The organism is Candidatus Nitrosotalea sp. FS (genome assembly GCF_011319475.1).
In the GTDB taxonomy this organism is placed as follows: domain Archaea; phylum Thermoproteota; class Nitrososphaeria; order Nitrososphaerales; family Nitrosopumilaceae; genus Nitrosotalea.
Genome location: NZ_RCMC01000172.1, coordinates 1 through 23,384 on the forward strand (window position 1 = coordinate 1; position 23,384 = coordinate 23,384).

The window sequence follows — 23,384 nt, forward strand, 5'->3', positions numbered from 1 at the left end:
GCCTGCCAAACCTTATGGTACCATCCTGATGATTCAAGCTCGCTCTCAACAATTTTGCTTGCCTGTTTTGCAATTTGTAATTTTTCTGGAGTTACTTCTTCCATTATTCTCACTGCAAGACCAGGTCCTGGAAATGGATGACGATTAAGAAGTTTATCCGGAACACCTAGAATTTTGCCTACTTTTCTTACCTCGTCTTTGTAAAGAAACCTGAGAGGTTCCAATACTTGCAAGTTAAGCCATGATGGTAATCCACCAACATTATGATGAGTTTTAATTACAGCCGCTGGGCCTTTTGAAACTCCACTTTCTATTACGTCTGGATAGAGCGTGCCTTGTCCTAGCCATTTGAACGGGCCATTCTTTTCAGCAAATTCTGTAAACACTTTGACAAATTCCTCTCCAACAATCATTCGTTTCTGTTCAGGATCTGTTACTCCTTTGAGTCTTGTAAGAAATCTCTCTTTTGCATTTATTGCTGTAAAATTCATCCCAAAATTATTTGCAAACATGTTTTCTACCTCTACTTCTTCATTCATTCGTAAAAGACCATTATCTACAAAAACACACTTGAGTCTGTTTCCAATCGCCTTTTNCTCAAACATATTTTCTACCTCCATTTCTTCATTCATTCGTAAAAGACCATTGTCTACAAAAACACACTTGAGTCTGTCTCCAATCGCCTTTTGAATCAACACTGCAGCTACTGTAGAATCAACACCTCCACTTATTCCGCATAACACATCACCATCAATTTTTGAAATATCTGACACTGTTTGATTCTATAAAATTCTCCAAGGTCCAATCTTGTTTTGCCTTACATATGTCTAGAACAAAATTCTTGAGAACTTGAACTCCATTTTCAGTATGAACTACTTCTGGATGAAATTGAATGCCATATACCATTTTTTGCTTATTTGCAATTGCCGCAGCAAAAGAATTTTCTGTATGTCCTATTACTTTGAATCCTTCAGGCAAGCTTTCTGCAGCGTCACCATGACTCATCCATGCTCTTGTTGATTGACCCATACCCGCAAGTAGATCAGAGTTGTTATCTATGCTAAGCAACGAAGATCCATATTCTTTGTGAGAACGCTTAACCTTACCTCCAAATTTGTTCACAATTAATTGATGACCATAACAAATGCCAAGCACGGGGAGTCCTATCTCAAATATTCCGTTTGTTGGTTGTGGTGAATCCTTGTTGTACACACTTGCAGGTCCTCCACTGAATACTATTCCTTTTGGATTCATTTTCTTTAATTCTTCTAGTGGTATGTTATATGGGACAAGTTCAGAGTAGACTGAAAATTCTCTAATTCTTCTACAAATGAGGTGACTATACTGCGAACCAAAATCTAATACAATTATCTTGTCCATGATATCACTTTTGAGAATTCTCAATCATTCTGGAAAATGACCATGTTACTGTATTTATTATCTCGGTTACTCTTTCCTTTTGGCGATAATTTTTAATGAGAATTTCTCTAATTCTATTGCCGTCTTTATTCACTAGACATGATATTGCTGTGTTTTGTGAAATCTTGCCGTTCTGCACATCTGTTTTATCTTGATTTTCCATTCCTCCAATTATTCTGCCCAAGAAAAATGACTTGAATGGATGCATTTCAATATCTAACATAACATCCTCTGATGGAATGATCACTAGCTCATCAGAAGTAACATGTGCGTTTGCTAAAATTTTATTGTCTGGTGTCTTGATGGGAATGACAGAAGAAGATGAAGATGTTTGTTGGCTTTGTTGTACATTCTGTTTATTGGATACCAGAGAAGATGCTTTACTGAAACTTGATTGCTTTACAAGAGAATCAAGAATGCGGAGATTCTGCCTAAATTTGTCTATCTCTTTTTCTCTTTTTTCAATCTCTTCAGAGATCCACTCTCTTAGTTCTAAAATGTCACGCAGATTCTCCTCTGAATAACTCATGTTTTTTCTATTGCCAAATGGATAATAAATATTCAAACATGTGCTATTGTCTGACCAGCCTTTGAAGATCTGCTAATTTCACATCTTTGAATCCTGATATTGATTGAGATGTTGTATAGAGATCGATATTGCTCTTTGAAGCAAGCCATTCTAAGAGCGATTTCCCTCTTCTTAGCTTTTTTATCTTTATTGGTTTGTTGTATATTCCTACTTTGGAATATTTTCCTATGTGAATCCCAAAATCCATTCCAATCATGATTATTTTGGATGCGCCAAAATGATTTGCAAGAAATACGCATCTATCACCGTCTGTGAATCCGCCAAAGTTTCTAATTTTTCCCGAGGGTCTATCCTCTGTGGTGCCTATACAGTATCTGAATGATATTGCATGTGGCAATCTTCTGATGTTGTCTCCATGTGCATGTACAATCATTATTGATCCAGTTTCTGATGCTTTTTTGAGAGACTCCATGTTTCCATCAAGATCTGTTACTATGATATCTGGTATTATTTCATTTTCAAGCATTGCTTGTGTAGCACCATCAGCAACAATCTTTGTAATGTTTTTGAATTTTTTAAGATATGGCAGGGATGCAATCAAAGATGGTCCTGCTCCTATGACAAAAACAGTTTTGTTTTTAATTTTTCTCTCTAGAACATCTGTACCGAATTTAATCTTTAGAATTGAATCAAGGATCTTTGCTGACTTTATTTCACTTGATCTGTCATAGTTGAATTCTTTTAGAATTTCTAGATATTTTTCTTGCCAGCCATCCAAAGTCATGTAAGTCTAAATGTATCTGGGTTAATCATAAACCATATGCATAGACTGGCAAGAGTAAGAGTGGGCGGTTCTAGTCCAATACGAGTAATGGGGATAATTAACACCAGTCCAGAATCATTTTATAAAAAATCAGTATTCACTGATAAAAAAATGATAGAAAAAACTGCCAAGTTAATGGAAGAGGATGGTGCAGATTTTATTGATGTTGGCGGCATGTCTACTGCTCCATATATCAAGACCCTGATATCCGAAGATAAAGAGATCAAAAGAATTACAAACGCTATAAATGCAATCCAAAAAGTTTCAAAATTACCTGTCTCAATTGATACATGTAGGGCAAAGGTGGCAGAAGTGGCTCTTCAATTAGGTGTAGAAATAGTTAATGATGTTTCAGGACTAAAATATGACAAAAATATGGTTAATGTACTTGAGAAATACGGTCCATCTGTTGTTTTGTGCGCATTTAGCAATGAACCGGTCAAGGGAAATCAAATCATACAAGCAAGAAAACTGATTGGTCAAAGTGTTGCACTTGCACTAAAATCTGGAATTCCAGAAAGCCAAATAGTAGTAGATCCAGCTATTGGTTTCTTTAGAAAAAAAGCACAAGGTGTGTTGTTTACAAAAATCAATTCTGATTGGCTACAAAGAGACATGCTGGTATTGAAAAATCTAAAGCACATAAAACAAGAACATCCAATTCTTATTTCAATTTCAAGAAAGTCATTCATAGGAGAACTATTGGGTGAGACCGATCCTGATAAGAGACTTTATGGATCTCTTGCAGCAGAAACTTTTGCTGTTCTAAATGGTGCTGATATAATACGAACTCATAATGTCAAGGCTACAAATGATATTGTCAAGATCGTAAAAAACTTGAAAAGTCTCAAGAAAGGCTTATAACAGATTTTCATTCTAATCAAGAAGGTTTCGTTGGAAATAAGGGAAGGATTAACATTTGATGATGTACTCCTTGTTCCTAAACGATCAGGAATTGTTACTAGATCTCAAACAAACCTGCAGACAAAACTTTCAAAAAATATTTCTCTTAACATACCGATCATCAGTGCAAATATGGATACTGTTACTGAATCTGCCATGGCAGTAGCAATAGCAAGGGAAGGAGGAATTGGAATCATACATAGATTTCTCACTATTTCAGAACAGGTAAACGAAGTACTCAAAACAAAACGCTCAGGTAGTATAATAATTGAAAATCCATATACCATAAATCCAGACCAGACCGTGCGTGAAGCCATAGAATNCATAATAATTGAAAACCCATATACAATAAATCCAGATCAGACCGTGCGTGAAGCCATAGAATCCATGAGAGAAAAAGGAGCATCAGGACTACTTGTAACAGATGGCCAAGGCCAGCTTGTTGGAATATTGACAAGACGAGATATTGTTATGTTGGAATCTAAAGATGAAAGCAAAAAGGTCACAGAAGTAATGACAAATGATGTCATTACTGCAAAATTTGGAGTGGATATAGGCGAAGCCAAAGACATACTACGGAAAAATTGATTGAAAAATTACCGCTTTTAGATGAAAGAGGACATGTCAAGGGATTGATAACTAGTAAAGACATCATTAATGCTGATAATTATCCGCAAGCATCAAAGGACAAAAAAGGAAGACCATTGGTTGGTGCAGCAGTTGGTGTAAAAGGAGATTTTATGGAAAGAACCGAAGCATTGCTTGATGCAGGTGCTGATGTTATAGTAGTAGATATTGCACACGGACATAGTGAAAATGCAATCAATACTGTTCGCTTGATAAAAAAAGCATTTCCAAACTGTGAATTGATTGCAGGAAATGTAGCAACTGCTCAAGGCACAGAAGATCTCATCAAGGCTGGTGTGGATGCAGTAAAGGTAGGAGTAGGTTCTGGCTCGATATGCATTACTAGAGTAATCACTGGTTCTGGAGTGCCACAACTAACTGCTGTAATGGACTGCGCACAAGTTGGCAAAAAATATGATATTCCAATAATATCTGATGGTGGTGTAAGGACATCAGGTGATGCAACAAAAGCACTTGCAGCAGGAGCATCAACTGTGATGGTTGGAAGTTTGTTGGGTGGAACAGATGAGAGTCCAGGCTCATTTATGATGAAAAATGGCAAACGATACAAGATCTACAGAGGCATGGCATCATTTTATGCAGCTCTTGGAAGGAAAAATAAAGAAACCAGTAATGCTTCATTGGTAGAAGATCTCAATGATTATGTAGCAGAAGGTGTTGAGGCAATGGTTCCATACAAAGGAAGTGTCACTGATATAATAAAACAACTAACGGGAGGAATTCGTTCTGGCTTGAGCTATTGTGGAGCAAATAATATTCCACAAATGCAACAGAATGCAGAATTCATCAAAATGTCAACTGCAGGATATGCAGAAAGTCAACCACATGATGTCGAATTGATGTAATTTACTTTAAATATAATCATGAATTAATTTTTCACAATGCTTACAAAAAAATCTGCAGCTGGAATTGGAATCGGTCTAGTTGCAGTTGTATTGGGTACATTCTTTCTGTTACAAACGATAACAAGTAATGCACATGATGTAAATGATACAGTAGATATTGGAAAAAGTGACGTCTTTCAGTTTGATGCAGAAAAGCATTATCATGAGTTTCTTAATGTTACTGGAAGTTCATTCCATGTACACATGAAGACACCAGGTACAGGTCTACAAGTAGACAAAGATTTTCAAAAGCAAGTCAGTTTTGACTGGTACAGTCTTGAGAATGGAAAACATTTCATAAACATAACAAATGCTGGAGGTTCCATGCTTCACGTAACTGGAAAACTAGAAGCAGTCACCAATCCGATAATATTCACATCACATCTCATAGTGATATCTTCAGGAGTTTTGATAATTGGAATCAGTGCAGCATTTTCTATCCGAAGACCAAAAGGGTTCTAGATTAATTCAGCTCGTGGATAGGAACCTAATATCTTTAGAAATGTTGTGTTTCCCTTGATCTTCTCAAGAGTATCTTGAATGTTTTTGTCATCTTGATGGCCTTCAAAATCTACGTAGAAATTGTATTCCCAAGGTGTGCTCTTTGTAGGACGGGATTCAATTTTTGTTAAATTGATATTATTAGTGTTGAATTTTTCAAGAATGCTATACAATGCACCTGGAACATGTTTTATTGCAAAAATTATTGATGTCTTGTCTTTGGAAGTTCTTTCTTTTTTCTTGTTTGCCAAGATGAGAAATCTTGTATAATTGTTTGAGTTGTCTTCTATTCCTTCTCTTATTATTGGAACATTGTATATCTCAGCAGCCTTTCTGCTAGCTATGCATGAAATGTTATTCTTGTTTAACTCTAGGAGAATCTTCACACTGCCGGCAGTATCATAAGTTGGTATGGGCTTCAAGTGATTCTCTTGGATGAATTTTCTGCATTGACCAAGTGCCTGTGGATGTGAATAAACTGTATCAATTTTTTCCAAATCTTGTAAACCAATAAGACAATGAGATATTCTGTGATATATCTCGCCTACAGCACTGAGCTTTGTAGTAAGTAGTAGATCATAGCTTTCGCCTACACTTCCCTCAAGTGAATTTTCTNGTTGAGCTTTGTGGTAAGTAGTAAATCATAGCTTTCGCCTACACTTCCCTCAAGTGAATTTTCTATAGGGAGTATAGTATAGTCTGATCTTCCATTCTCTGTGGAATCTAATGCATCATAAAATGTAGGGTGTGGCATGGTATCAATTGAATCTTTGAAAAAACTAACTGCCGCAGCTTGACTATATGCTCCAGGCTCTCCTTGGAATGCTACTTTTAACATGTTCTTAGTTGGAGTTGAATTTTATAAAATCGCTGTTTCCAAATCTGGTTGATAGCTTTCTCTCTTCTATGTATCCACAATCTACACATTTTATGTTACTACCCATTGCAACAACTTTTGCTCCACATTTGTTACACTGGGTAAATAGAACTCCAAGTTCAGGTTCGCCAATCGTTGCATGTACTACACCATTGAGAAGATTGATTATCTTTGCGGATACTATATCGCCTACTCTTACAAGAATTCGTTTCTTTGCCCCTTTTGCTTGACAAATACATTCTAGGCCAGAATGGGTGGGTTTTCCGTTTATGTACAAGATGTTTATTGCAAACATGTTATTCATTAACGCTGAAATATTTCCTGTTATTACATCACCTGATTTAGCAACTGCTGGTTTTCGCATTTCGTTGATTTTTGCTATACGGTTTGTCTTGTCAAATTCTGGAGTACCTATTACTAGTGATCTTATTGACTGACCATCATCAAAGGTATTATCACCCATTTCAAATTCTTCAATTATTGCAATTTTATCTCCTGGAAGGGTTGGTTTTTGAGACAATGCCTTGATTTGAGATTTGATGATTATAATTGTTTATAGCCAGTGAGGAATTTGCAAGAATCCCTCGATGCCTTCTTTTTTTAATATCTTAAGCAATGCGTTTGCCTGGGGTGTGGATAAGACTGGCTTGTGAAAATGATTGTCAGTTGATATTCTTGGACATGCGACTTGGATAAAGGCATCAATTCCCTTAAGATTACGTAGTCTGTCATCTGAAATTTCTGTTATGGCAAACAACTGAACCTTCTTTCCAATGCTTTCCAATTCCTTTTTGAACTTGAGTGCAGTAACTTTTGAAAATTGTCCTTCTTTTAGTCCAATGATTATTCCAAACGTCTCTGCCTCTGCAGCCTTGTAAATTGTCAGTATTGCTTTCTTCTGTAACGTTCTTGCAAATTCAGTGACCTCTCTTACCTCATTAAAATACGGATCAAGCACATATGTCGGTATGTTGGTTGACAGTGCTATCCCAGCAGCATGAAAATTACTCTGACCCAAGAATACGTTTGCCTCAACCATGTCTTTGGNCGCTATTCCAGCTGCATGAAAATTGCTTTGACCCAAGAATACATTTGCCTCAACCATGTCTTTGGTCTCTGTAACAGGATAGAATTCACACCCAAATACCTGACCGTCATTTAGCTGACCCTNTGCTATCCCAGCTGCATGAAAATTGCTCTGACCCAAGAATACGTTTGCCTCAACCATGTCTTTGGTCTCCGTAACAGGATAGAATTCGCACCCAAATACCTGACCGTCATTTAGCTGACCCTTGCCCTTTCCAATCTTTACTGTAACTCCATTTTCTTCCAGTATTTTCCGCACCTTGTCAATTTCGTGCAAGTGTTGGCTATCTGTAACTAGCGAAACTGTTCTTTCCTTGATCTCTGTTGCGCATTTTTTTGCAATATTTTCAAATGAAATATCATCAAAGGCATCAATGAGAATTATGTTGTCACCAAAACTCGTTGAATTGATGGTGTGACCTATATGAAACAGAATTTCTGCTCCAAGTACCTTAGCGCCGTTTGAGTTGAGATCACAAGTACCAAAACAGCTATCTGCTAATACGTATGCAGGAATTCCGAATCTTGCCATCACTCTTGAAGCAGTGTCCTGGATCTTTGGTATTATTCCATCAGGACCATTTAGTGCCACTGAAACGGGTTTTCTTTTTTCTATCTCCTCGAAAATCTTTTTCTCGTCTATTACTATCAATCGCTATCGACAATTGTTTTTTTAATTTAAATCAAACGAACTGCCACAATATTTAATATCGTACATTTGAAAGACCAAATGAATGCCTATTGCCTTTGTATTGATAAATGCTGAATTAGGAGCAGAAAACGAACTACTAAACCAGCTAAAAAACATGGCAAGCGTAAAGTACGTCTATGTTCTGTACGGTGCCTATGATCTGGTGGTAAAGGTAGAGGCTCCAGATAATGAGACGCTAAAGAAAACAATCTCAAACAGCATAAGGCAACTCAAAAATGTACGTTCTACTCTTACCATGACTGTAATCGAATGAAAGAAACGTCTGTTCTTCATATTGGCTTTGATGATACTGATTCCAGAAAAGGAATGTGTACCACTTTTCTTGCATACAAAGTAGTAGAATATCTAAAAAAAGAGAAAGTAAAATTCATTGATTATCCGTACCTAATTAGATTTAATCCCAATGTGCCATGGAAAACCAGAGGAAATGGAGCGGTTGCATTAAAAATTAAGACTCAAAAACCCAAGCTGATTAAAAAAAACATTATCAAATACATCCAAAAGTATTCTGCTGTAGATGATGGTGCAAATCCGGGGCTAGTTTTTTACGAACACAAAGAGATTCCAGAAAATTTTGCTAAATTTGGCAAGATGGCATTATACAGACTAGTGGGAAGAAATGAAGTAAAAAAATTCATTGAAGACAATGGACTTGAAACATATCATCTTGGTAATGGTCAGGGGTTGATAGGTGCAATAGGTGCAATAGGGTACGACTTTAGGGATCACACATTTGAGTTAATCTCATACCGTGATAAGGAAAATCTTGGTAAAAAGAGAGAAATTCTCAAAGATAGTGTAAAAAAAATGCAACAACTCACATTCCCAAAAACATTCAACAGTTTTGACGAGTCAAAGAATCGTGTGCTGATTGCACCACATGGTCCTGATCCGGTGCTCTTTGGTGTGCGTGGAGAAGATCCTGATGCTGTAATAAAAGGTGCATCCCTTGTCAAATCAAACGAAAAATTCTGTGGATATATGGTATTTCGCTCAAATCAAGGTACAGGTGATCACCTACAAAATGAGCTTGACGTTGAAACTCTAAAACCATTTTCTTCTGGCTATGTAATTGGAAAAATATCTAAGAAACCTCAAACAGTTATTGGCGGCCATGTATTTTTTTCCATATCTGCGAATGGAACCACAGTAAAATGTGCTGTATACAAACCAACTAGACTTGCTACTATTGCAGAAAAAATGATGGAAGGAGATTTGGTGAAAATTGGAGGTGGCGTAAGAAAATCTTCAAAAAAACACAAACAAGTTCTAAATGTGGAATTTCTTGAGATACTTGATCTTAAAAAACACGTGATTATGGTAAATCCGATTTGTAAAAGATGTGACAAGCATATGAAATCAAAGGGAAAAAGCCAGGGCTACCAATGCTCAAAATGTGGAAATACTAGTATGACAAAAATCAGACAAGAGATCCCTAGGCAGATAAAAAAACAATTCTACTTGCCAGTGGTCTCTGCACATAGGCATCTGACACGTCCAATGCAAAGAATTGGCAAAATTAACACCAAGATGAAGTTTAACAATTCAAAAAGATGGTTTTCTAAAGCAAACTAGAGTTGTTTTGAAGATAGCGGGGAGTAGATTTGAACTACTGACTTGCGGGTATCTCATCAGTATTGATTATGAGCCCGCCGGGATGACTTAGCCCCTTAGTCTGACTTCCCCACCCCGCTAAGTGGAGAAAAGCCTCCAGGGTGATATATACTCTTTAAAAGAATTTAGAAATAATTAATAGGATTTCTAAAGTCTCAGTCCTGTGGATAAAAAAACTAGAATATTGGCAATAGTAGCTGCAGTTGCAGCTTCAATCTTAATTATCACATCACCATCAGGTTCCATCGTAATTCCAAAACCAACTACCACAAGTTCTGCAGGAACTGATGCAGTACAAGTTGTTGCAACAAATTTACAAAAACCATGGGCATTAACATTTGGTGATGGAAAAATCTTTTTTACTGAAAAAGTTGGGAGGCTGAGAGTTATAGATAGCGGTATACTTGTTAACGACTCTGTCGCTGATTTTCGAGTTGCTGATATTTCTGATGCAGGTCTTCTTGGAGTAACAACACATCCAGATTTTGTAAAAAACCATTTTCTCTATGTTTACTATACGTACAAGGAAGGTGATAAACTATGGAATAAAGTGCTAAGAATCACCGAATCCAATGACAAGATTGTCGATGCAAAGGTGATACTGGATAAGATACCAGGTGCTGAATTTGATGATGGGGGTGTAATCAAATTTGGTCCTGATGGCAAACTCTACATCGGCACAGGTGACGCAACAGACGAGAATGCTGCCCAAGATAAGACATCTCTTGCTGGAAAAATATTGAGACTAAATGATGACGGCTCTATCCCGAGTGACAATCCCAATCCCAATTCACCAGTGTATTCATTTGGTCACAGAAACCCACAGGGTCTAGCATGGGACTATCAAGGAAATCTCTATGAGACTGAGGAAGGACCAACAAAAAATGATGAGATAAACATGATCAAGAAAGACAAAAACTATGGATGGCCAAACCAAGAGTGTTCTGGTTCAACAGAGTATCAATCTGCTCTTAGCTGCTATAATATCAGCATAGAACCTGCAGGGATTGCATATTATGGTCCATCCGGAAAACTTGATTTCAAAAATAGCCTAATACTTGCCACTCTCCGTGGAAATATCTTGTATCAGATTCCTATTGCTAATGGCAATGTAACATCACAAAAGATCATATTGGATGGCTTGGGAAGAATTCGCGAGGTTGGCGTGGGGCCTGATGATTACCTGTACATACTTACAGGAAACACAGATGGGCAAGGATTTCCAGACAAAACAGACGACAAGTTATTGAGAGTGATCAAATAAATTGTCTGATTCATCAATTCCAAAATTCCATGAAAAGACAAGGGATGAAAAATTAAAAGCGCTAGAATCATTCTCAAATCTTTCAAAAGAGGATATTCAAACTCTAAAGAATGATGGAGGCATTAATTTTGATCAAGCCAACAACATGGTTGAAAATGCCATTGGAATCGTATCATATCCACTTGGTATAGCTACAAATTTCAAAATAAATGGGAAGGATTACCTCATTCCGATGGTAATTGAGGAACCATCAGTTATTGCAGCTGCATCAAAAGCAGCCAAGATTGCAAGAAAACACGGAGGTTTCATAATGGAAGCTGATGATTCATACAGTATTGGCCAAGTCCAAGTTGTAGATATCGATGTAAAATCTGTTATTTCAAAAATCATAGAAAAATCAGAGGAGATCCTTGTTCTTGCAAACTCAAAAAGTAAAACTCTCTCAACAATGGGAAAGGGTGCAAAAAAAGTTTCATGTAAAGAGGTCATGACAGAGTCAGGCTCTATGCTTGTTGTTGAGATCCTAATTGATGTAGGAGATGCAATGGGTGCTAATGTGACCAACACCATGTGTGAAGCAATTGCACCTATGATTGAAAAAATAACTGGAGGGAGAGTGATTCTAAAAATATTGTCTAATTATTCAACAAAAAGGTTGGTAAAGGGTACAGCTATTTTTGACAAAGAAGATTTGGGAGGAGAAGATATTATTGATAACATAATCTGGGCTTATGAGTTTGCTGCAAATGATCCATACAGAGCTGTTACTCACAATAAAGGAATAATGAATGGAATAATTGCAGTTGCAAATTCTACTGGGCAGGACACAAGAGCAATAGAAGCAGCAGCACACGCATATGCATCAAGGCACGGCAAGTATTCATCACTTACCAAATGGAAAAAGAATCAAGATGGCAATTTAGTTGGGGAGATCGAAGTACCAATGTCAGTAGGAATAGTTGGTGGAATCATAAACATTCATCCAATGATAAAGACATGTGTAAAAATTCTAGGCGTAAAATCTGCTCGTGAACTGTCTTGTATTATAGGAGCTGCAGGACTTGCACAAAATCTCAGTGCCATAAGAGCACTGGCCTCAGAAGGAATACAAAAAGGACACATGAAACTACATGCACAAAACATAGCCGCAAGTGCTGGGGTTCCACAAGAAAAGATGGCTAGTGTAATAGCCCAAATGACTAGAGAAGGAAACATATCAGTAACCCGGGCAAAGGAAATTCTAGAGAATCTCTAGGCGACTAAATATATATCCAAAGAAGTTTGTTAGGACTACGTTGGTAAAATTTGCTGTTCCAAAAGGTAGCATAGAGGAAGCCACTTTTAAGATACTTGAGAGATCATGGACACGAGTAGTTAGAAGAGACAGAACCTATCGCGTGATACTGGACGATCCAAAAATTTCAGTTAAAATGCTGCGTCCTCAAGAAATTCCGAATTTAGTATTTGCAGGTCTATATGATGTAGGTATAACGGGAAGAGATTGGGTCAAAGAAACAAACTCTGATGTGGAAATACTTCTTGATTTAGAATATGGAAAAATAAGACTTGTAATTGCAATCCCTGATTCTTATAATTTCAAATCATTAGATGACATGATTGTATCTTATGCAAAGAAGAAAAAAATACTGCGAATTTCTTCAGAATACCTGAATACAACAGCCAAGTTTATCATGCAATGTAAAAGCTACAAGAAACTTTATGGCTCAAAGCAACCAATCATTGTAACACCATGGTTAAGTCAAGGTACTAATAAGAACATCCAGATCTTCCTCTCTTTTGGAGCAACAGAAGCAAAACCTCCGGAGGATGTTGATGCCATAATAGATGTAACAGAGACTGGTACTACTTTGACACAAAATCAATTGAAAATAATCGAAACTGTGATGGAATCATCTGCAGTATTAATTGCAAATAAAACATCTCTAAAAGACAAATCAAAACGAGAGAAAATCTATGACATAGTAACTATGTTGAGAGGTGCAGTAGAAGGAAAAAAATATCTACACCTATTTCTGAATGTACAAGAAGAACACCTTGACAGATTATTACGTGAGCTACCTTCTCTCAAACGTCCTACAATAAGCCCTCTTAGTGAAAAAGGATGGTATGGCATAAACACAGTAATTCCAAAGTCTGAATTTCACAAAATGATTCCGAAATTACGAAAAATCGCTCAAGGTCTAGTAGTACATGAACCCAAACAGATACTGGCACTTGAGGAGATAAAACGTGATGAAGAAAGTTGATGCGAATCATCGATATCAAAGACATGGATTCTATTATGGAATCTGTGAGACCAAAAACGAATAACGCAGTAAGACGAAAAGTACTGTCAATAATATCTGATGTACAAAAACGAAAAGACAATGCTCTCAAGGAGTATGAAACAAAGTTTAGCGGCACACAAATTCGTTCGTTACAGATTACACCGCAAGAGATCAAGTCAGCTTATTCTAAAGTCAAAAAAGAACAAATTGCTGGAATAAAACTTGCAAAAACAAGNATTACAGATTACACCACAAGAGATCAAGTCTGCATACTCTAAAGTCAAAAAAGAACAGATTGCTGGAATAAAACTTGCAAAAACAAGACTAGAAAAATCTGAGAACGCTGTGCGAAAAAATCTACTAGATGTATCTGTAACAGCGGATGGAGTTGTAATAAAAAAAACATTCTCACCAATTGATATTGTAGGATGTTACATTCCTGGTGGAAAAGCGAGATATCCTAGTACTATTGTAATGTCTGTTGTTCCAGCAAAAGTTGCGGTGTTAAGAAAATAATAGCAGTGTCTCCTTCTAATGAAAAAGGTGAGATAGATCCACTAACACTAGTCGCTGGAGACATTTGCGGTGTAGACCAGTTCTATAGAATAGGTGGAGCGCAAGCCATTGCAGCCTTGGCATATGGCACCGAGTCAATACCTCAGGTAGACAAGATAGTTGGCCCAGGTGGTGCATTTGTTNTGCTCAGGCCATTGCAGCATTGGCATATGGCACCGAGACAATACCTCCGGTAGACAAGATAGTGGGCCCAGGTGGTGCATTTGTTACACTTGCAAAATCACTGGTCAGTGAGGTGGTCTCAATTGATATGGTAGCAGGACCTACAGAGCTTGCTATAATTGCAGATGCTACTGCAGATGCAGAACTTGTTGCACTTGATCTGATTTCTCAGGCAGAACACAGTCCTGATACCATGTGTTGTCTTATCACAAATTCTCCAAAACTAAAAGATTCCGTACTGAAATCATTACAGAAAAAAATTAAAACAATCAAGAGATCTTTGATTGTAAAAGAGAGTTTACAAAAAAATGGATTTATTGCCATGTGTAATACGGAACAACAAATGATCGATTTTGTAAACAAACTAGCTCCCGAACATCTTGAAATAATCACAAAAAAACCACAACAGTTAGCAAAGAAAATAAGATCTTCAGGACTGGTACTAATAGGAAAGAATACCCCATCATCAGCTAGTGATTACCTGCTAGGATCAAATCACATACTTCCAACTAACAGATTTGGCAGAACTAGAGGTTCATTAGGAGTTCTAGATTACATGAAGATACAGACACAGGTAGAATCTTCAGAATCTGCATTAAAGAAAATTTCAAAATACATGAAAGCCTTGACTGAAGCAGAGGGCTTGCCAAATCACTATGAGGCAGTAAAGGGTAGATTGTCATGAAAAAAGACTGGTTTGCAAAGGAATTGGAAAAATATTCCAAACTTACAGGTTACAAAAAACCTGAAAAACACTCGAATGTGATAAAACTAGATTCAAACGAAAACTATGCAGTCTCTGATGATTTCCTCAGAAAAATGATAAACGATGCAAAAGAAAACATGGACGTCAGAGAATATCCGTTGGGAGGAACAGAAAGACTAGTCCAAGATATCTCCAAGTATATAGGAATGCCAAAAGAAATGATCGGAGTTGGGAATGGCTCTGATCAGATCATTGATCTTTTTCTAAGTAACTTTGCTTCTAAAGAAACTAAAATACTGACATCTGATCCAACTTTTGGATTCTTTGAAGAACGATGTAAGCTTTATTCCATTCCTACACTAAAAATTCCATTTGACAAGAGTATGACTCTTAACCTGGAAAAATTCTTGTCAAACTCCAAGAAAGCTAGTATTCTCTATCTTGATACACCAAACAATCCAACCGGATTTCAATTTGAGAAAAGAGATCTTGAAAGGTTGATCCGTGAATTCAAAGGTCTTGTAATCATTGATGAAGCATACGTAGAATTTTCTGATTATTCTGTTGTAGAGATGGTAAAAAAGATCAATAACCTTATCGTACTTAGGACCTTGTCTAAATCATTTGGATTGGCAGGACTAAGAGTGGGATATTTTGTGGCTAATGCGCAGATAATTGACACATTCACAAGAGTGATCCAGTATCCTTACCCGTTGAATACATTGGCAATAGAGGTTGGCATACTGACTCTACGACAATCAAAATATTTTACAGATGTTGCAAATCTTGTCAAGAAAGAACGTTCACGAATTATTGCTAACCTGCAACAAATGAAGATATTTGAGGTATTTGATTCAAAAGCAAATTTTGTCCTCTTTGTTGCTGGGGGTTCCAGTCAACGAATTTACAAAGCACTAATTGAACAAGGTATATCGATAAAGAATCTCGGAAAAGTTGGCTCTCATGAGGGTTGCCTACGAGTTACAGTAGGTTCACAAGATATGAATTCCAAGTTTCTTACCGCCATACGGGATTTACTGAATTGACTCTAAAGGAAATACAAGAAGGGATCATAATAGATCTAACAAAAATTGAGAAAATAAAAAAATTAGACTCCATAGTATTTGACTGCGATGGAGTACTAGTCGATGTGTCAAACTCTTACGATTTGGCCATAAAAAAAACTGTAGATTTTATCCTCAAAGAAATGATACAAGTAAATGAATCGGTATTGGTGACAACAAAAATGATAGAAGGTTTCAAAGCTAGTGGCGGTTTTAATGACGAAATTGATGTTACATATGCATTGATACTTGCTATTGTTGCAGCAAAGAAAAGAAACGAACCTTTCTCCGAATTCATTCTCAAAGTAATTGAAAATGCAGACCATAGTGGAATAAACTCTGTTGAGAAATACATGAATACTATAAACGCTGATGTTTCTGACATTAGAAAAAAATTATCATATCCAGGTAAAAAATTTCAAAATCCTCTCTCATCAATATTTGATGAAATATTTTATGGTTCTGAGTTGTATCAACAACTATACAAAAGAAACTCAGAGTTTTTTGATGGTCCTGGATTGATTGAAAATGATGTTGTGATCTTGAATAAAGATCTTGTTACAAAACTACATGGTAGGTTTGGAAAAAAAATTGCTATTGTAACAGGTAGGGGGCATTTATCTGCAAAATACTCACTCAGGAACTTATTCCAAGAATTTGATCTGGATAATTCAAAATTTCTAGAAGACGAACCACGTGAAATGGCAAAGCCAAACCCTCAATCTCTTGTATCATCAATTAAAGGCATGAATGGAACTACCTCGTTATATGTAGGCGATTCCATGGAAGACTACCTAATGGCACGCAAGGCTGATGAATCTGGCATATCTACAATATTTTGTGGTGTATATGGTACCAGCAATGATCCTAAAGCAAAAAAATCTCTATTTGAGAGCAACCACGCCGACATTATAGTCCAATCAATAGATCTAATTCCGAAGACATTAAATCTGGTTGAGGCATAAACCCCTTCTCTACTCGGGGATTTTAATGAAATCTAGAAAAGCACACATCAATAGGAAAACTAAGGAAACCGAGGTACTAGTTGAGGTAAATCTGGATGGAACTGGGAAAATCTCTGTTAAAACAGGTTTGCCATTTCTTGATCACCTCATTGTATCTCTGTCAAAACATGCTATGCTTGATCTTAAACTGAATGCAAAGTCGATGGATGGAATAGATCATCACCTAATCGAGGATGCAGCAATAGCTCTAGGTAATGCAATGGATCAATCTTTGGGTAACAGATCTGGAATTGTAAGATTTGGTTATGCTTCAGTACCGATGGATGAATCTCTTGCAGAGGCATCATTAGATCTTGTCAAAAGACAGTATCAAAGGATTGATTTGTCTATTAAGAGAAACCAGATCGAAGAAATTTCAAAAGAAGATCTGGAACACTTTTTCCGATCACTGGCTCAGAATCTCAACATCTGCATGCACGTGTCTGTAAAATATGGAGACAACGATCATCACAAGATTGAGGCTGCGATAAAGGCATTTGCAGTGGCTTGGAGAACAGCTGCAGGTTATGATCACAAGCAAAAAGGAATACCAAGTACAAAAGGTGCCATGTAAATGGTCAAAGTGGCAATATTTGACTATGGAGCAGGAAACATATTCAGTCTCAAATCATCACTAGAAAAAAATGATGCAGAAGTAGATATCATAACTAGCCTCAGCAAAATAAATAATTATTCTGGCTTACTTTTGCCTGGAGTGGGAAACTTTGATCCTGCAATAAAGAGCCTCCATACCTCAAAAATTGAATTCCAAGATTTGGTAAAGAATCAGATTCCTGTATTGGGTATATGCTTGGGCATGGAGATGTTCTTTGAGAAAAGTGAGGAAGGAAAACTTGGAGGACTGGGAGTTTTGGACGGCGAGGTTATACTTCTTCCAAATAAATTCAAGATTCCACACATGGGTTGGAACAATCTTCAGATAAAAGAATCAAGTGTGTTGTTAGATGGAGTCAAGGAAGGTTCATGGGTTTATTTTGTTCATTCCTACCGAGTAAAACCAAAAAATGAAGAAATCATCAAGGCCGATTCTGATTATGGAATAAACGTGCCTGCGGTAATCGAAAATCACACATTATTTGGAACTCAATTTCATCCTGAAAAATCAAGCAAAGTTGGCTCTATTATGATCAAGAACTTTTTACGAGTGTGCAAAAAGTGAAAGTAATTCCTGCCATTGACATTATGGACAACAAAGTAGTACGACTAGTAAAGGGAGATCCGAAAAACAAAACTGTATACAGTTCTGACCCTGTTGGGATGGCAAAAAAATGGGAAAAAGCAGGTGCAGATATGCTTCATGTAGTAGATTTAGACGCCACACTTGGAACGGGTTCAAACCTTCAAACAATTAAAAAAATCACAGAATCGGTCTCTATACCGGTTGAGGCTGCAGGTGGTTTACGTACAAAGGAAATAATAGAAAATGCATTACAATTTTCTTCCAAGGTAGTACTTGGAACTATTGCTTTTAAAAATAAAGAGATCCTCGAAGAAGTCTCAAAGAAATTTGGAAAAGAAAGAATTGTGATATCTGCAGATCAGATGGGTGGCAAAATTGTGATAAGTGGATGGAAAGAAAACACTGGAATAGAACTTATTCCAGGAATTGAAAATTTTGTAAGGCTTGGTTACTCTCAATTTCTCATAACCACGGTAGAAAGAGATGGAACACTACATGGTCCAGATCTTGAGTCCTTACAAAAATCATGTGACATAAAAAATGTAAATGTTATAGCAAGTGGAGGGATATCTAATTTGCAAGATATTGTAAATGTAAAAAAATGTGGTGCAGCTGGGGTAATTCTAGGTAAGGCGTTATATGATGGAAAGATATCTGTAGAGGAGGTTAAGACACTAGCATGACTTTAACCAAGAGAGTAATTCCTTGCCTTGATGTTGATAATGGACGAGTAGTGAAGGGAATGCACTTTAAATCAATAAAAGATGCAGGCGACCCTGTCTTACTTGCGGAAAAATATAGTCACGAAGGTGCTGATGAACTAGTATTTCTTGACATAACAGCTTCTGAACAACAAAGAGAGACAATCAAAAGTCTTGTACAAAAAGTAGCTCAAGTAATTGATATTCCATTTACTGTAGGTGGAGGTGTCAAGACCTTACAGGATGCAAGAGATATTCTTCTTAGTGGAGCTGACAAGGTTGCTATTAATACAGGAGCTGTGAAAAACCCTGGAATAATAACAAAATTGATGGAAATCTTTGGTAAACAATGTATTGTGATAGCCATGGATGTAAAACGTAATTATGAGATAAAAGATGACAGGCACATCTTCAAGTCTGATTCAAAAAAGTTTTGGTTCGAAGTCTACATTTATGGAGGAAAAACTCCCACCAACCTTGATGCAATAGAGTGGGCAAAAGAGGTGGAAAAGCTTGGAGCAGGAGAGATTCTGTTAACAAGTATCGATATGGATGGAACAAAAGAAGGATATGATGTACAGCTTATCAAAGAAATAGTAAATGCCGTAAACATACCTGTTGTAGCATCCGGAGGATGTGGCAAACCTAAACACATGCTTGATGTCTTTTTACAAACTAATGTGGATGCCGCACTGGCCGCATCAATATTTCACTATCAAACTCATTCTGTAGATAGAGTAAAAGAATATCTCAAAGAAAATGGAGTTCCTGTTAGACTATAACAGAGAAATAGGGCTCTGATGCAAAAGGATGTTGTAATGAATAAAAAGATAAATGATATTGATTTTGCAAAAAGTGACGGTCTTGTACCTGTAATTGTTCAGGATATTCACACTAAAGAAGTTCTAACTCTTGCATATGCAAATAAAGAGTCTCTTGAACTCACGCAAAAGACTGGTAATTCTTGGTTTTGGAGCAGATCGCGAAATAAATTGTGGATGAAAGGTGAGGAATCTGGAAATGTGCAAAAGGTCAAAGAAATCTTGGTAGATTGTGATTCAGATGCAATTGTATATCTAGTGGAACCAAGTGGACCTGCATGCCATACCGGAGATAGAGTATGCTTCCACAATGTTCTTGAGAAATAGCCTCTAGCAGGGATCTAATCCTTTGGGCACAGGAGCTAATTCTGCCTGTGAACCTGGAATCCAATCATTTACTATCTCAAACGGTATGGATTTGTATGAAACTCCTTTGAATACTATACTCCACTGGCCTACTAGGTCCGTGGCATTACATAGTGCAAGAGTTCTTTCAGTATCTGGTTTGAAAAATTGTTTAAAACTAGATTTCATTGTTCCATTAAATGGTATCTTGGTAAACGCATCTCCTTTTGGATCCACAACATCAATTTCTCCTACATCTGTTGGCTGTAATCCACTTACCACCATGAAAATATTTTCTCCTAGTTTGTATTGATTTTTATTAATTGAAAATGGACCAGAGGAAACCCATTTCCATTGCTGTATGTCTATTTCTTTTTGATGGTAATAAGAATAAGCTGCGGCTGCAACTATGCCTGCTATTATGATTATTCCAACTATTGTTCCAGTATGTTTTTTCTTTCTTGTTCTCTCTTTTATTTTCAATTTTGAGTTTCGTTTGATGTTATCATTAATATTTCTTCTAATTGTAAAAAATTCATAAAATCTCTTAATTTACGCAATTTCCAGATTGTAACCTATTTTGTTGTTCGATCTTTTCTAAATTTGTAGCTGGATTTATGTTAATTTTTACTTAATCTTATCATTCCATAAATTAAGTCCCACTTAAATTCATATTAGGATTTTTTATGTACTATTTTACAAAAGTCAGAGTTATCTTGGGAAAAATAAAGTTTCTACAGTGTAGAGAATGTAAGAAAGAGTACGCTCCTACATTCAAGTATATATGCGAAGAATGCTTTGGCCCCCTTGACGTATGTTATGACTTTCCATCTGTAAACAAAAATACTTTTTCAAATCGTGAACATACCTATTGGCGTTATCATGAACTCTTACCAATCGAGTCCAAATCTAACATAGTCAGTATTGGAGCTGGAATGACTCCATTGATTAAAGCAGAAAAACTAGGTAAGGCACTAGGTCTGAATAATCTTTACATAAAAAATGATTCAGTAAATCCTACTTTTTCATTCAAAGACAGGCCCGCAGGTGTAGCTGTATCAAAAGCAAAAGAATTTGGTCTATCTGCAGTGGGATGTGCATCAACAGGAAATCTCGCATCAGCTACTGCAGCTCATGCAGCAAAAGGAGATTTTCCATGTTACATATTTGCACCAAGTGACATTGAACATGCAAAAATAACACAAGCTCTCTCTTATGGTGCTAATTTTATTTCAGTTGACGGTACATATGATGATGCAAATAGAATTGCTGCACAGATAGGTGATAGCAAAGGAATAGGAATAGTGAACATAAACATGCGTTCTTACTATGTTGAAGGATCTAAAACACTGGCCTATGAGGTAGCAGAACAACTTGACTGGAAAGTACCAGATCAACTTGTTGTACCAGTTGGAAGTGGAGCAATGTTAAATGCAATTTGTAAAGGATTTGAAGAACTTGAAAGTACATCTCTGATCAATCAAGTCTCTAACATGCATATGATTGCAGCTCAACCTCGTGGATGCGCACCAATTGTAGACGCCTTTAAGAAACATCTCTCAGAAGTGACTCCTGTAGAAACACCAGATACAATAGCCAAAAGTTTAGCCATTGGTGATCCTGGGGATGGTCAGTATGTATTACGACGTCTAAAACAATACAATGGTTTTGCCGAAGAATCAAACAACAAAGAAATATTGGATGCTATACTGTTGCTAGCCAAGACTGAAGGCATATTTACAGAGCCAGCAGGCGGTGTCTCTGTTGCTGTATTGAAAAAAATGGTTGATGAAGGAAAAATTGACAAGAATGATTGCACTGTATGCTATGTTACTGGTAACGGACTAAAAACAACAGAAGTTATGATGGAAATGCTTCCAAAGCCTCAAGTAATGCAGGCAGATGTTGGCAAAATCTTGGCATTGGTGAGATAGATGGCAAATATCAAATTCACTATTCCTTCTGTACTGAACAAAGGCGGAGGAGAAAAAAAAATTGATTTGGCAGCAGTTACCCTTTCTGAAGCATTTACTAAAATTTCAGAACAATTGGGTGATGAATTCAAAAGACGAGTTCTTAATCCTGATGGATCACCAAGATCACTTATCAACATATACGTAAATGGAAAAAATATGCGATTTTCTGGAGGGATGGGAACCGCACTAAATGATGGAGATGAAATTTATGTATTACCGGCAGTTGCAGGTGGTTCAGAACTTTCCAGTAAAGATCTTGAAAGATATTCAAGACAAGTGATGTTGGAAGAAATTGGCTATGAAGGTCAGATCAAACTTAAAAAATCAAAAGCATGTGTTGTTGGAGTAGGTGGACTAGGTAATCCTATAGTGGCACGATTGGTTGCTATGGGAATAGGCACGATAAGAATTGTTGATAGAGATGTTATAGAAATATCAAATTTGCATAGACAAACAATGTTTGATGAATCTGATGTAGGTCAGATCAAAGTTGAAGTTGCTGCAAAAAAGTTGAAAAAAATGAACTCTGAGGTAATAATTGAGGCATTGCCTGTCTCTGTAAATGACTATACTGCACTAGATGTAGTAGAGGGATGTGATGTTGTAATCGATGCACTTGACAGTGTTAACGCTAGATATTCTCTTAACAAAGCATGTATCAAAAAAAATATTCCATTTGTGACCGGCGCAGCAGTAGGAGTTTCAGGACAGGTGTTTACTATCCTGCCACACCAAACTGCATGCTATCATTGCATATTTCCATCACTTGATGAAAATTCCATGCCTACATGTAGTACAGAAGGAGTTCATCCATCAATACTGTCTATTGTTGGAGGAATAGAAGTTGCAGAAGCAGTAAAAATTCTAATAGGAAGACCTCCAACGTTGGCAAACAAATTGCTTTACATTGATCTTGATAATTTGGATTTCAATACTGCTACTTTTAGCAAGGTAGATGAATGTCCTGAGTGTGGTTCTGGCAAACGTGAAGAATTACCAACTCAAGAACTAATCATAGAAGAGCTTTGTGGACGTAATAGGGGAAAACGTACATTTTCTATCACACCTACTACGATGATTGAGATTGATGTTCCAAAGATAACTAATGCGGCATCAGAGAAAGGTTTCAAAGTACAAAATCAGGGCGAACTTGGATTATCAATTTCATCTAATGATATCTATGTGAGTTTCTTAAAACGTGGTTCTGCTGTAATTGTTGGCGAGAAAGATGAGAGCTCAGCAATTACACTATACAAAAAATTAGTTAACGCTTAATTTTT

Annotated in this window: 25 protein-coding genes, 1 tRNA gene and 7 pseudogenes; 21 read left to right on the plus strand and 12 right to left on the minus strand. The window is 36.8% G+C overall.

What is annotated here, in order from left to right; genetic code table 11:
* From DYY66_RS14345 to DYY66_RS06175, 5 genes and pseudogenes are all read right to left on the minus strand, one after another.
* Positions 1-595 (minus strand): annotated as a pseudogene (locus DYY66_RS14345) (GMP synthase (glutamine-hydrolyzing)); the annotation flags it as partial.
* Position 596: 1 nt separating this feature from the next.
* A pseudogene (locus DYY66_RS14350) lies at positions 597-773 on the minus strand (GMP synthase (glutamine-hydrolyzing)); the annotation flags it as partial.
* Positions 751-1,404, minus strand: coding sequence for a glutamine-hydrolyzing GMP synthase (guaA, locus tag DYY66_RS14355; RefSeq protein ID WP_255496215.1), 654 nt, complete (start codon positions 1,402-1,404; stop codon positions 751-753). The pseudogene DYY66_RS14350 and the gene guaA, both read right to left, overlap by 23 nt.
* On the minus strand, positions 1,385-1,948 hold the full coding sequence (locus DYY66_RS06170; RefSeq protein WP_166287105.1) for a hypothetical protein: 564 nt from the start codon (positions 1,946-1,948) through the stop codon (positions 1,385-1,387). Before DYY66_RS06170 ends, guaA begins: the two co-directional genes overlap by 20 nt.
* 43 nt (positions 1,949-1,991) lie before the next feature.
* The gene (locus DYY66_RS06175) at positions 1,992-2,732 is read right to left on the minus strand and encodes a 6-hydroxymethylpterin diphosphokinase MptE-like protein (protein ID WP_166287107.1); all 741 of its coding nucleotides are present in this window, start codon (positions 2,730-2,732) and stop codon (positions 1,992-1,994) included.
* A 36-nt stretch (positions 2,733-2,768) separates the two neighbouring features.
* Here DYY66_RS06175 and folP point away from each other — a divergent pair, with 36 nt between their 5' ends.
* The 4 genes and pseudogenes from folP to DYY66_RS06190 all read left to right on the plus strand — a co-directional run bounded on the left by folP (position 2,769) and on the right by DYY66_RS06190 (position 5,668).
* A complete protein-coding gene (gene folP / locus DYY66_RS06180; RefSeq protein WP_166287109.1) occupies positions 2,769-3,635 on the plus strand; it encodes a dihydropteroate synthase in 867 nt (288 codons plus the stop codon).
* Between the two features lie 30 nt (positions 3,636-3,665).
* A partial coding sequence (locus DYY66_RS14360; RefSeq protein ID WP_255496219.1) for an IMP dehydrogenase occupies positions 3,666-3,996 on the plus strand: 331 nt, incomplete at its 3' end.
* A gap of 1 nt (position 3,997) precedes the next feature.
* A pseudogene (locus DYY66_RS06185) lies at positions 3,998-5,167 on the plus strand (IMP dehydrogenase); the annotation flags it as partial.
* 36 nt (positions 5,168-5,203) lie between these two features.
* Entirely contained in the window at positions 5,204-5,668 is a 465-nt protein-coding gene (locus DYY66_RS06190) for a hypothetical protein (protein ID WP_166287111.1), read from the plus strand.
* Here DYY66_RS06190 and DYY66_RS06195 read toward each other — a convergent pair.
* The 5 genes and pseudogenes from DYY66_RS06195 to DYY66_RS14375 form a co-directional block, all read right to left on the minus strand.
* Positions 5,665-6,322 (minus strand): prephenate dehydratase (locus tag DYY66_RS06195; RefSeq protein ID WP_255496221.1); only part of this gene is annotated, 658 nt, incomplete at its 5' end. The genes DYY66_RS06190 and DYY66_RS06195 overlap by 4 nt on opposite strands.
* A 1-nt stretch (position 6,323) precedes the next feature.
* Positions 6,324-6,545, minus strand: a pseudogene (locus tag DYY66_RS14365) (prephenate dehydratase domain-containing protein); the annotation flags it as partial.
* A 4-nt stretch (positions 6,546-6,549) separates the two neighbouring features.
* A complete protein-coding gene (locus DYY66_RS06200; protein ID WP_166287113.1) occupies positions 6,550-7,104 on the minus strand; it encodes an exosome complex RNA-binding protein Csl4 in 555 nt (184 codons plus the stop codon).
* A gap of 33 nt (positions 7,105-7,137) precedes the next feature.
* Positions 7,138-7,623 carry a diphthamide synthesis protein gene (locus DYY66_RS14370; RefSeq protein WP_255496232.1) on the minus strand — a complete coding sequence of 162 codons (486 nt, stop codon included), beginning with the start codon at positions 7,621-7,623 and terminating at the stop codon, positions 7,138-7,140.
* Between the two features lie 132 nt (positions 7,624-7,755).
* A pseudogene (locus DYY66_RS14375) lies at positions 7,756-8,322 on the minus strand (diphthamide synthesis protein); the annotation flags it as partial.
* A gap of 82 nt (positions 8,323-8,404) precedes the next feature.
* Here DYY66_RS14375 and DYY66_RS06210 point away from each other — a divergent pair.
* A complete protein-coding gene (locus DYY66_RS06210) occupies positions 8,405-8,635 on the plus strand; it encodes an Lrp/AsnC ligand binding domain-containing protein (RefSeq protein ID WP_166287119.1) in 231 nt (76 codons plus the stop codon).
* Positions 8,632-9,957, plus strand: a complete 1,326-nt coding sequence (locus DYY66_RS06215) for a tRNA(Ile)(2)-agmatinylcytidine synthase (protein WP_166287122.1) — start codon at positions 8,632-8,634, stop codon at positions 9,955-9,957. The genes DYY66_RS06210 and DYY66_RS06215 overlap by 4 nt, the downstream gene beginning before the upstream one ends.
* 14 nt (positions 9,958-9,971) lie before the next feature.
* Here the strand turns inward: DYY66_RS06215 and DYY66_RS06220 are convergent.
* Positions 9,972-10,076: transfer RNA gene (locus DYY66_RS06220), tRNA-Met, on the minus strand.
* An 83-nt stretch (positions 10,077-10,159) separates the two neighbouring features.
* Between DYY66_RS06220 and DYY66_RS06225 the strand changes: the two genes are divergently transcribed.
* The 13 genes and pseudogenes from DYY66_RS06225 to hisI all read left to right on the plus strand — a co-directional run bounded on the left by DYY66_RS06225 (position 10,160) and on the right by hisI (position 20,110).
* Positions 10,160-11,260, plus strand: coding sequence for a PQQ-dependent sugar dehydrogenase (locus DYY66_RS06225; RefSeq protein WP_166287125.1), 1,101 nt, complete (start codon positions 10,160-10,162; stop codon positions 11,258-11,260).
* Between the two features lies 1 nt (position 11,261).
* Entirely contained in the window at positions 11,262-12,515 is a 1,254-nt protein-coding gene (locus DYY66_RS06230) for a hydroxymethylglutaryl-CoA reductase, degradative (RefSeq protein ID WP_166287128.1), read from the plus strand.
* 40 nt (positions 12,516-12,555) lie between these two features.
* On the plus strand, positions 12,556-13,527 hold the full coding sequence (gene hisG / locus DYY66_RS06235; protein ID WP_166287131.1) for an ATP phosphoribosyltransferase: 972 nt from the start codon (positions 12,556-12,558) through the stop codon (positions 13,525-13,527).
* Positions 13,528-13,562: 35 nt separating this feature from the next.
* Positions 13,563-13,783, plus strand: a 221-nt coding sequence (locus DYY66_RS14380) for a histidinol dehydrogenase (protein ID WP_255496234.1), incomplete at its 3' end; no start/stop codon positions are given.
* 23 nt (positions 13,784-13,806) lie between these two features.
* A pseudogene (locus DYY66_RS14385) lies at positions 13,807-14,246 on the plus strand (histidinol dehydrogenase); the annotation flags it as partial.
* A gap of 1 nt (position 14,247) precedes the next feature.
* Positions 14,248-14,971: pseudogene (gene hisD, locus DYY66_RS14390) on the plus strand (histidinol dehydrogenase); the annotation flags it as partial.
* Positions 14,968-16,038 carry a histidinol-phosphate transaminase gene (gene hisC, locus DYY66_RS06245; RefSeq protein WP_166287134.1) on the plus strand — a complete coding sequence of 357 codons (1,071 nt, stop codon included), beginning with the start codon at positions 14,968-14,970 and terminating at the stop codon, positions 16,036-16,038. The pseudogene hisD and the gene hisC, both read left to right, overlap by 4 nt.
* Complete coding sequence (locus DYY66_RS06250) at positions 16,035-17,021, plus strand: HAD family hydrolase (RefSeq protein WP_166287137.1); 987 nt, start codon at positions 16,035-16,037, stop codon at positions 17,019-17,021. The genes hisC and DYY66_RS06250 overlap by 4 nt, the downstream gene beginning before the upstream one ends.
* Positions 17,022-17,046: 25 nt before the next feature.
* A complete protein-coding gene (hisB, locus tag DYY66_RS06255) occupies positions 17,047-17,634 on the plus strand; it encodes an imidazoleglycerol-phosphate dehydratase HisB (RefSeq protein WP_166287140.1) in 588 nt (195 codons plus the stop codon).
* The gene (gene hisH, locus DYY66_RS06260; protein ID WP_166287143.1) at positions 17,635-18,240 is read left to right on the plus strand and encodes an imidazole glycerol phosphate synthase subunit HisH; all 606 of its coding nucleotides are present in this window, start codon (positions 17,635-17,637) and stop codon (positions 18,238-18,240) included. It begins immediately after the preceding gene.
* On the plus strand, positions 18,237-18,944 hold the full coding sequence (gene hisA, locus DYY66_RS06265) for a 1-(5-phosphoribosyl)-5-[(5-phosphoribosylamino)methylideneamino]imidazole-4-carboxamide isomerase (RefSeq protein WP_166287146.1): 708 nt from the start codon (positions 18,237-18,239) through the stop codon (positions 18,942-18,944). Before hisH ends, hisA begins: the two co-directional genes overlap by 4 nt.
* A complete protein-coding gene (hisF, locus tag DYY66_RS06270; protein WP_166287149.1) occupies positions 18,941-19,744 on the plus strand; it encodes an imidazole glycerol phosphate synthase subunit HisF in 804 nt (267 codons plus the stop codon). The genes hisA and hisF overlap by 4 nt, the downstream gene beginning before the upstream one ends.
* Before the next feature lie 36 nt (positions 19,745-19,780).
* Positions 19,781-20,110 (plus strand): phosphoribosyl-AMP cyclohydrolase, encoded by a 330-nt coding sequence (hisI, locus tag DYY66_RS06275; RefSeq protein WP_166287152.1) that lies wholly within the window; start codon positions 19,781-19,783, stop codon positions 20,108-20,110.
* Positions 20,111-20,113: 3 nt separating this feature from the next.
* Here hisI and DYY66_RS06280 read toward each other — a convergent pair whose 3' ends face one another.
* The gene (locus DYY66_RS06280) at positions 20,114-20,611 is read right to left on the minus strand and encodes a hypothetical protein (RefSeq protein ID WP_166287155.1); all 498 of its coding nucleotides are present in this window, start codon (positions 20,609-20,611) and stop codon (positions 20,114-20,116) included.
* Positions 20,612-20,814: 203 nt separating this feature from the next.
* Here DYY66_RS06280 and DYY66_RS06285 point away from each other — a divergent pair, with 203 nt between their 5' ends.
* Complete coding sequence (locus DYY66_RS06285; RefSeq protein ID WP_166287157.1) at positions 20,815-22,062, plus strand: threonine synthase; 1,248 nt, start codon at positions 20,815-20,817, stop codon at positions 22,060-22,062.
* Entirely contained in the window at positions 22,063-23,379 is a 1,317-nt protein-coding gene (locus DYY66_RS06290; protein WP_166287160.1) for a ThiF family adenylyltransferase, read from the plus strand.
* Positions 23,380-23,384 lie beyond the last annotated feature (5 nt).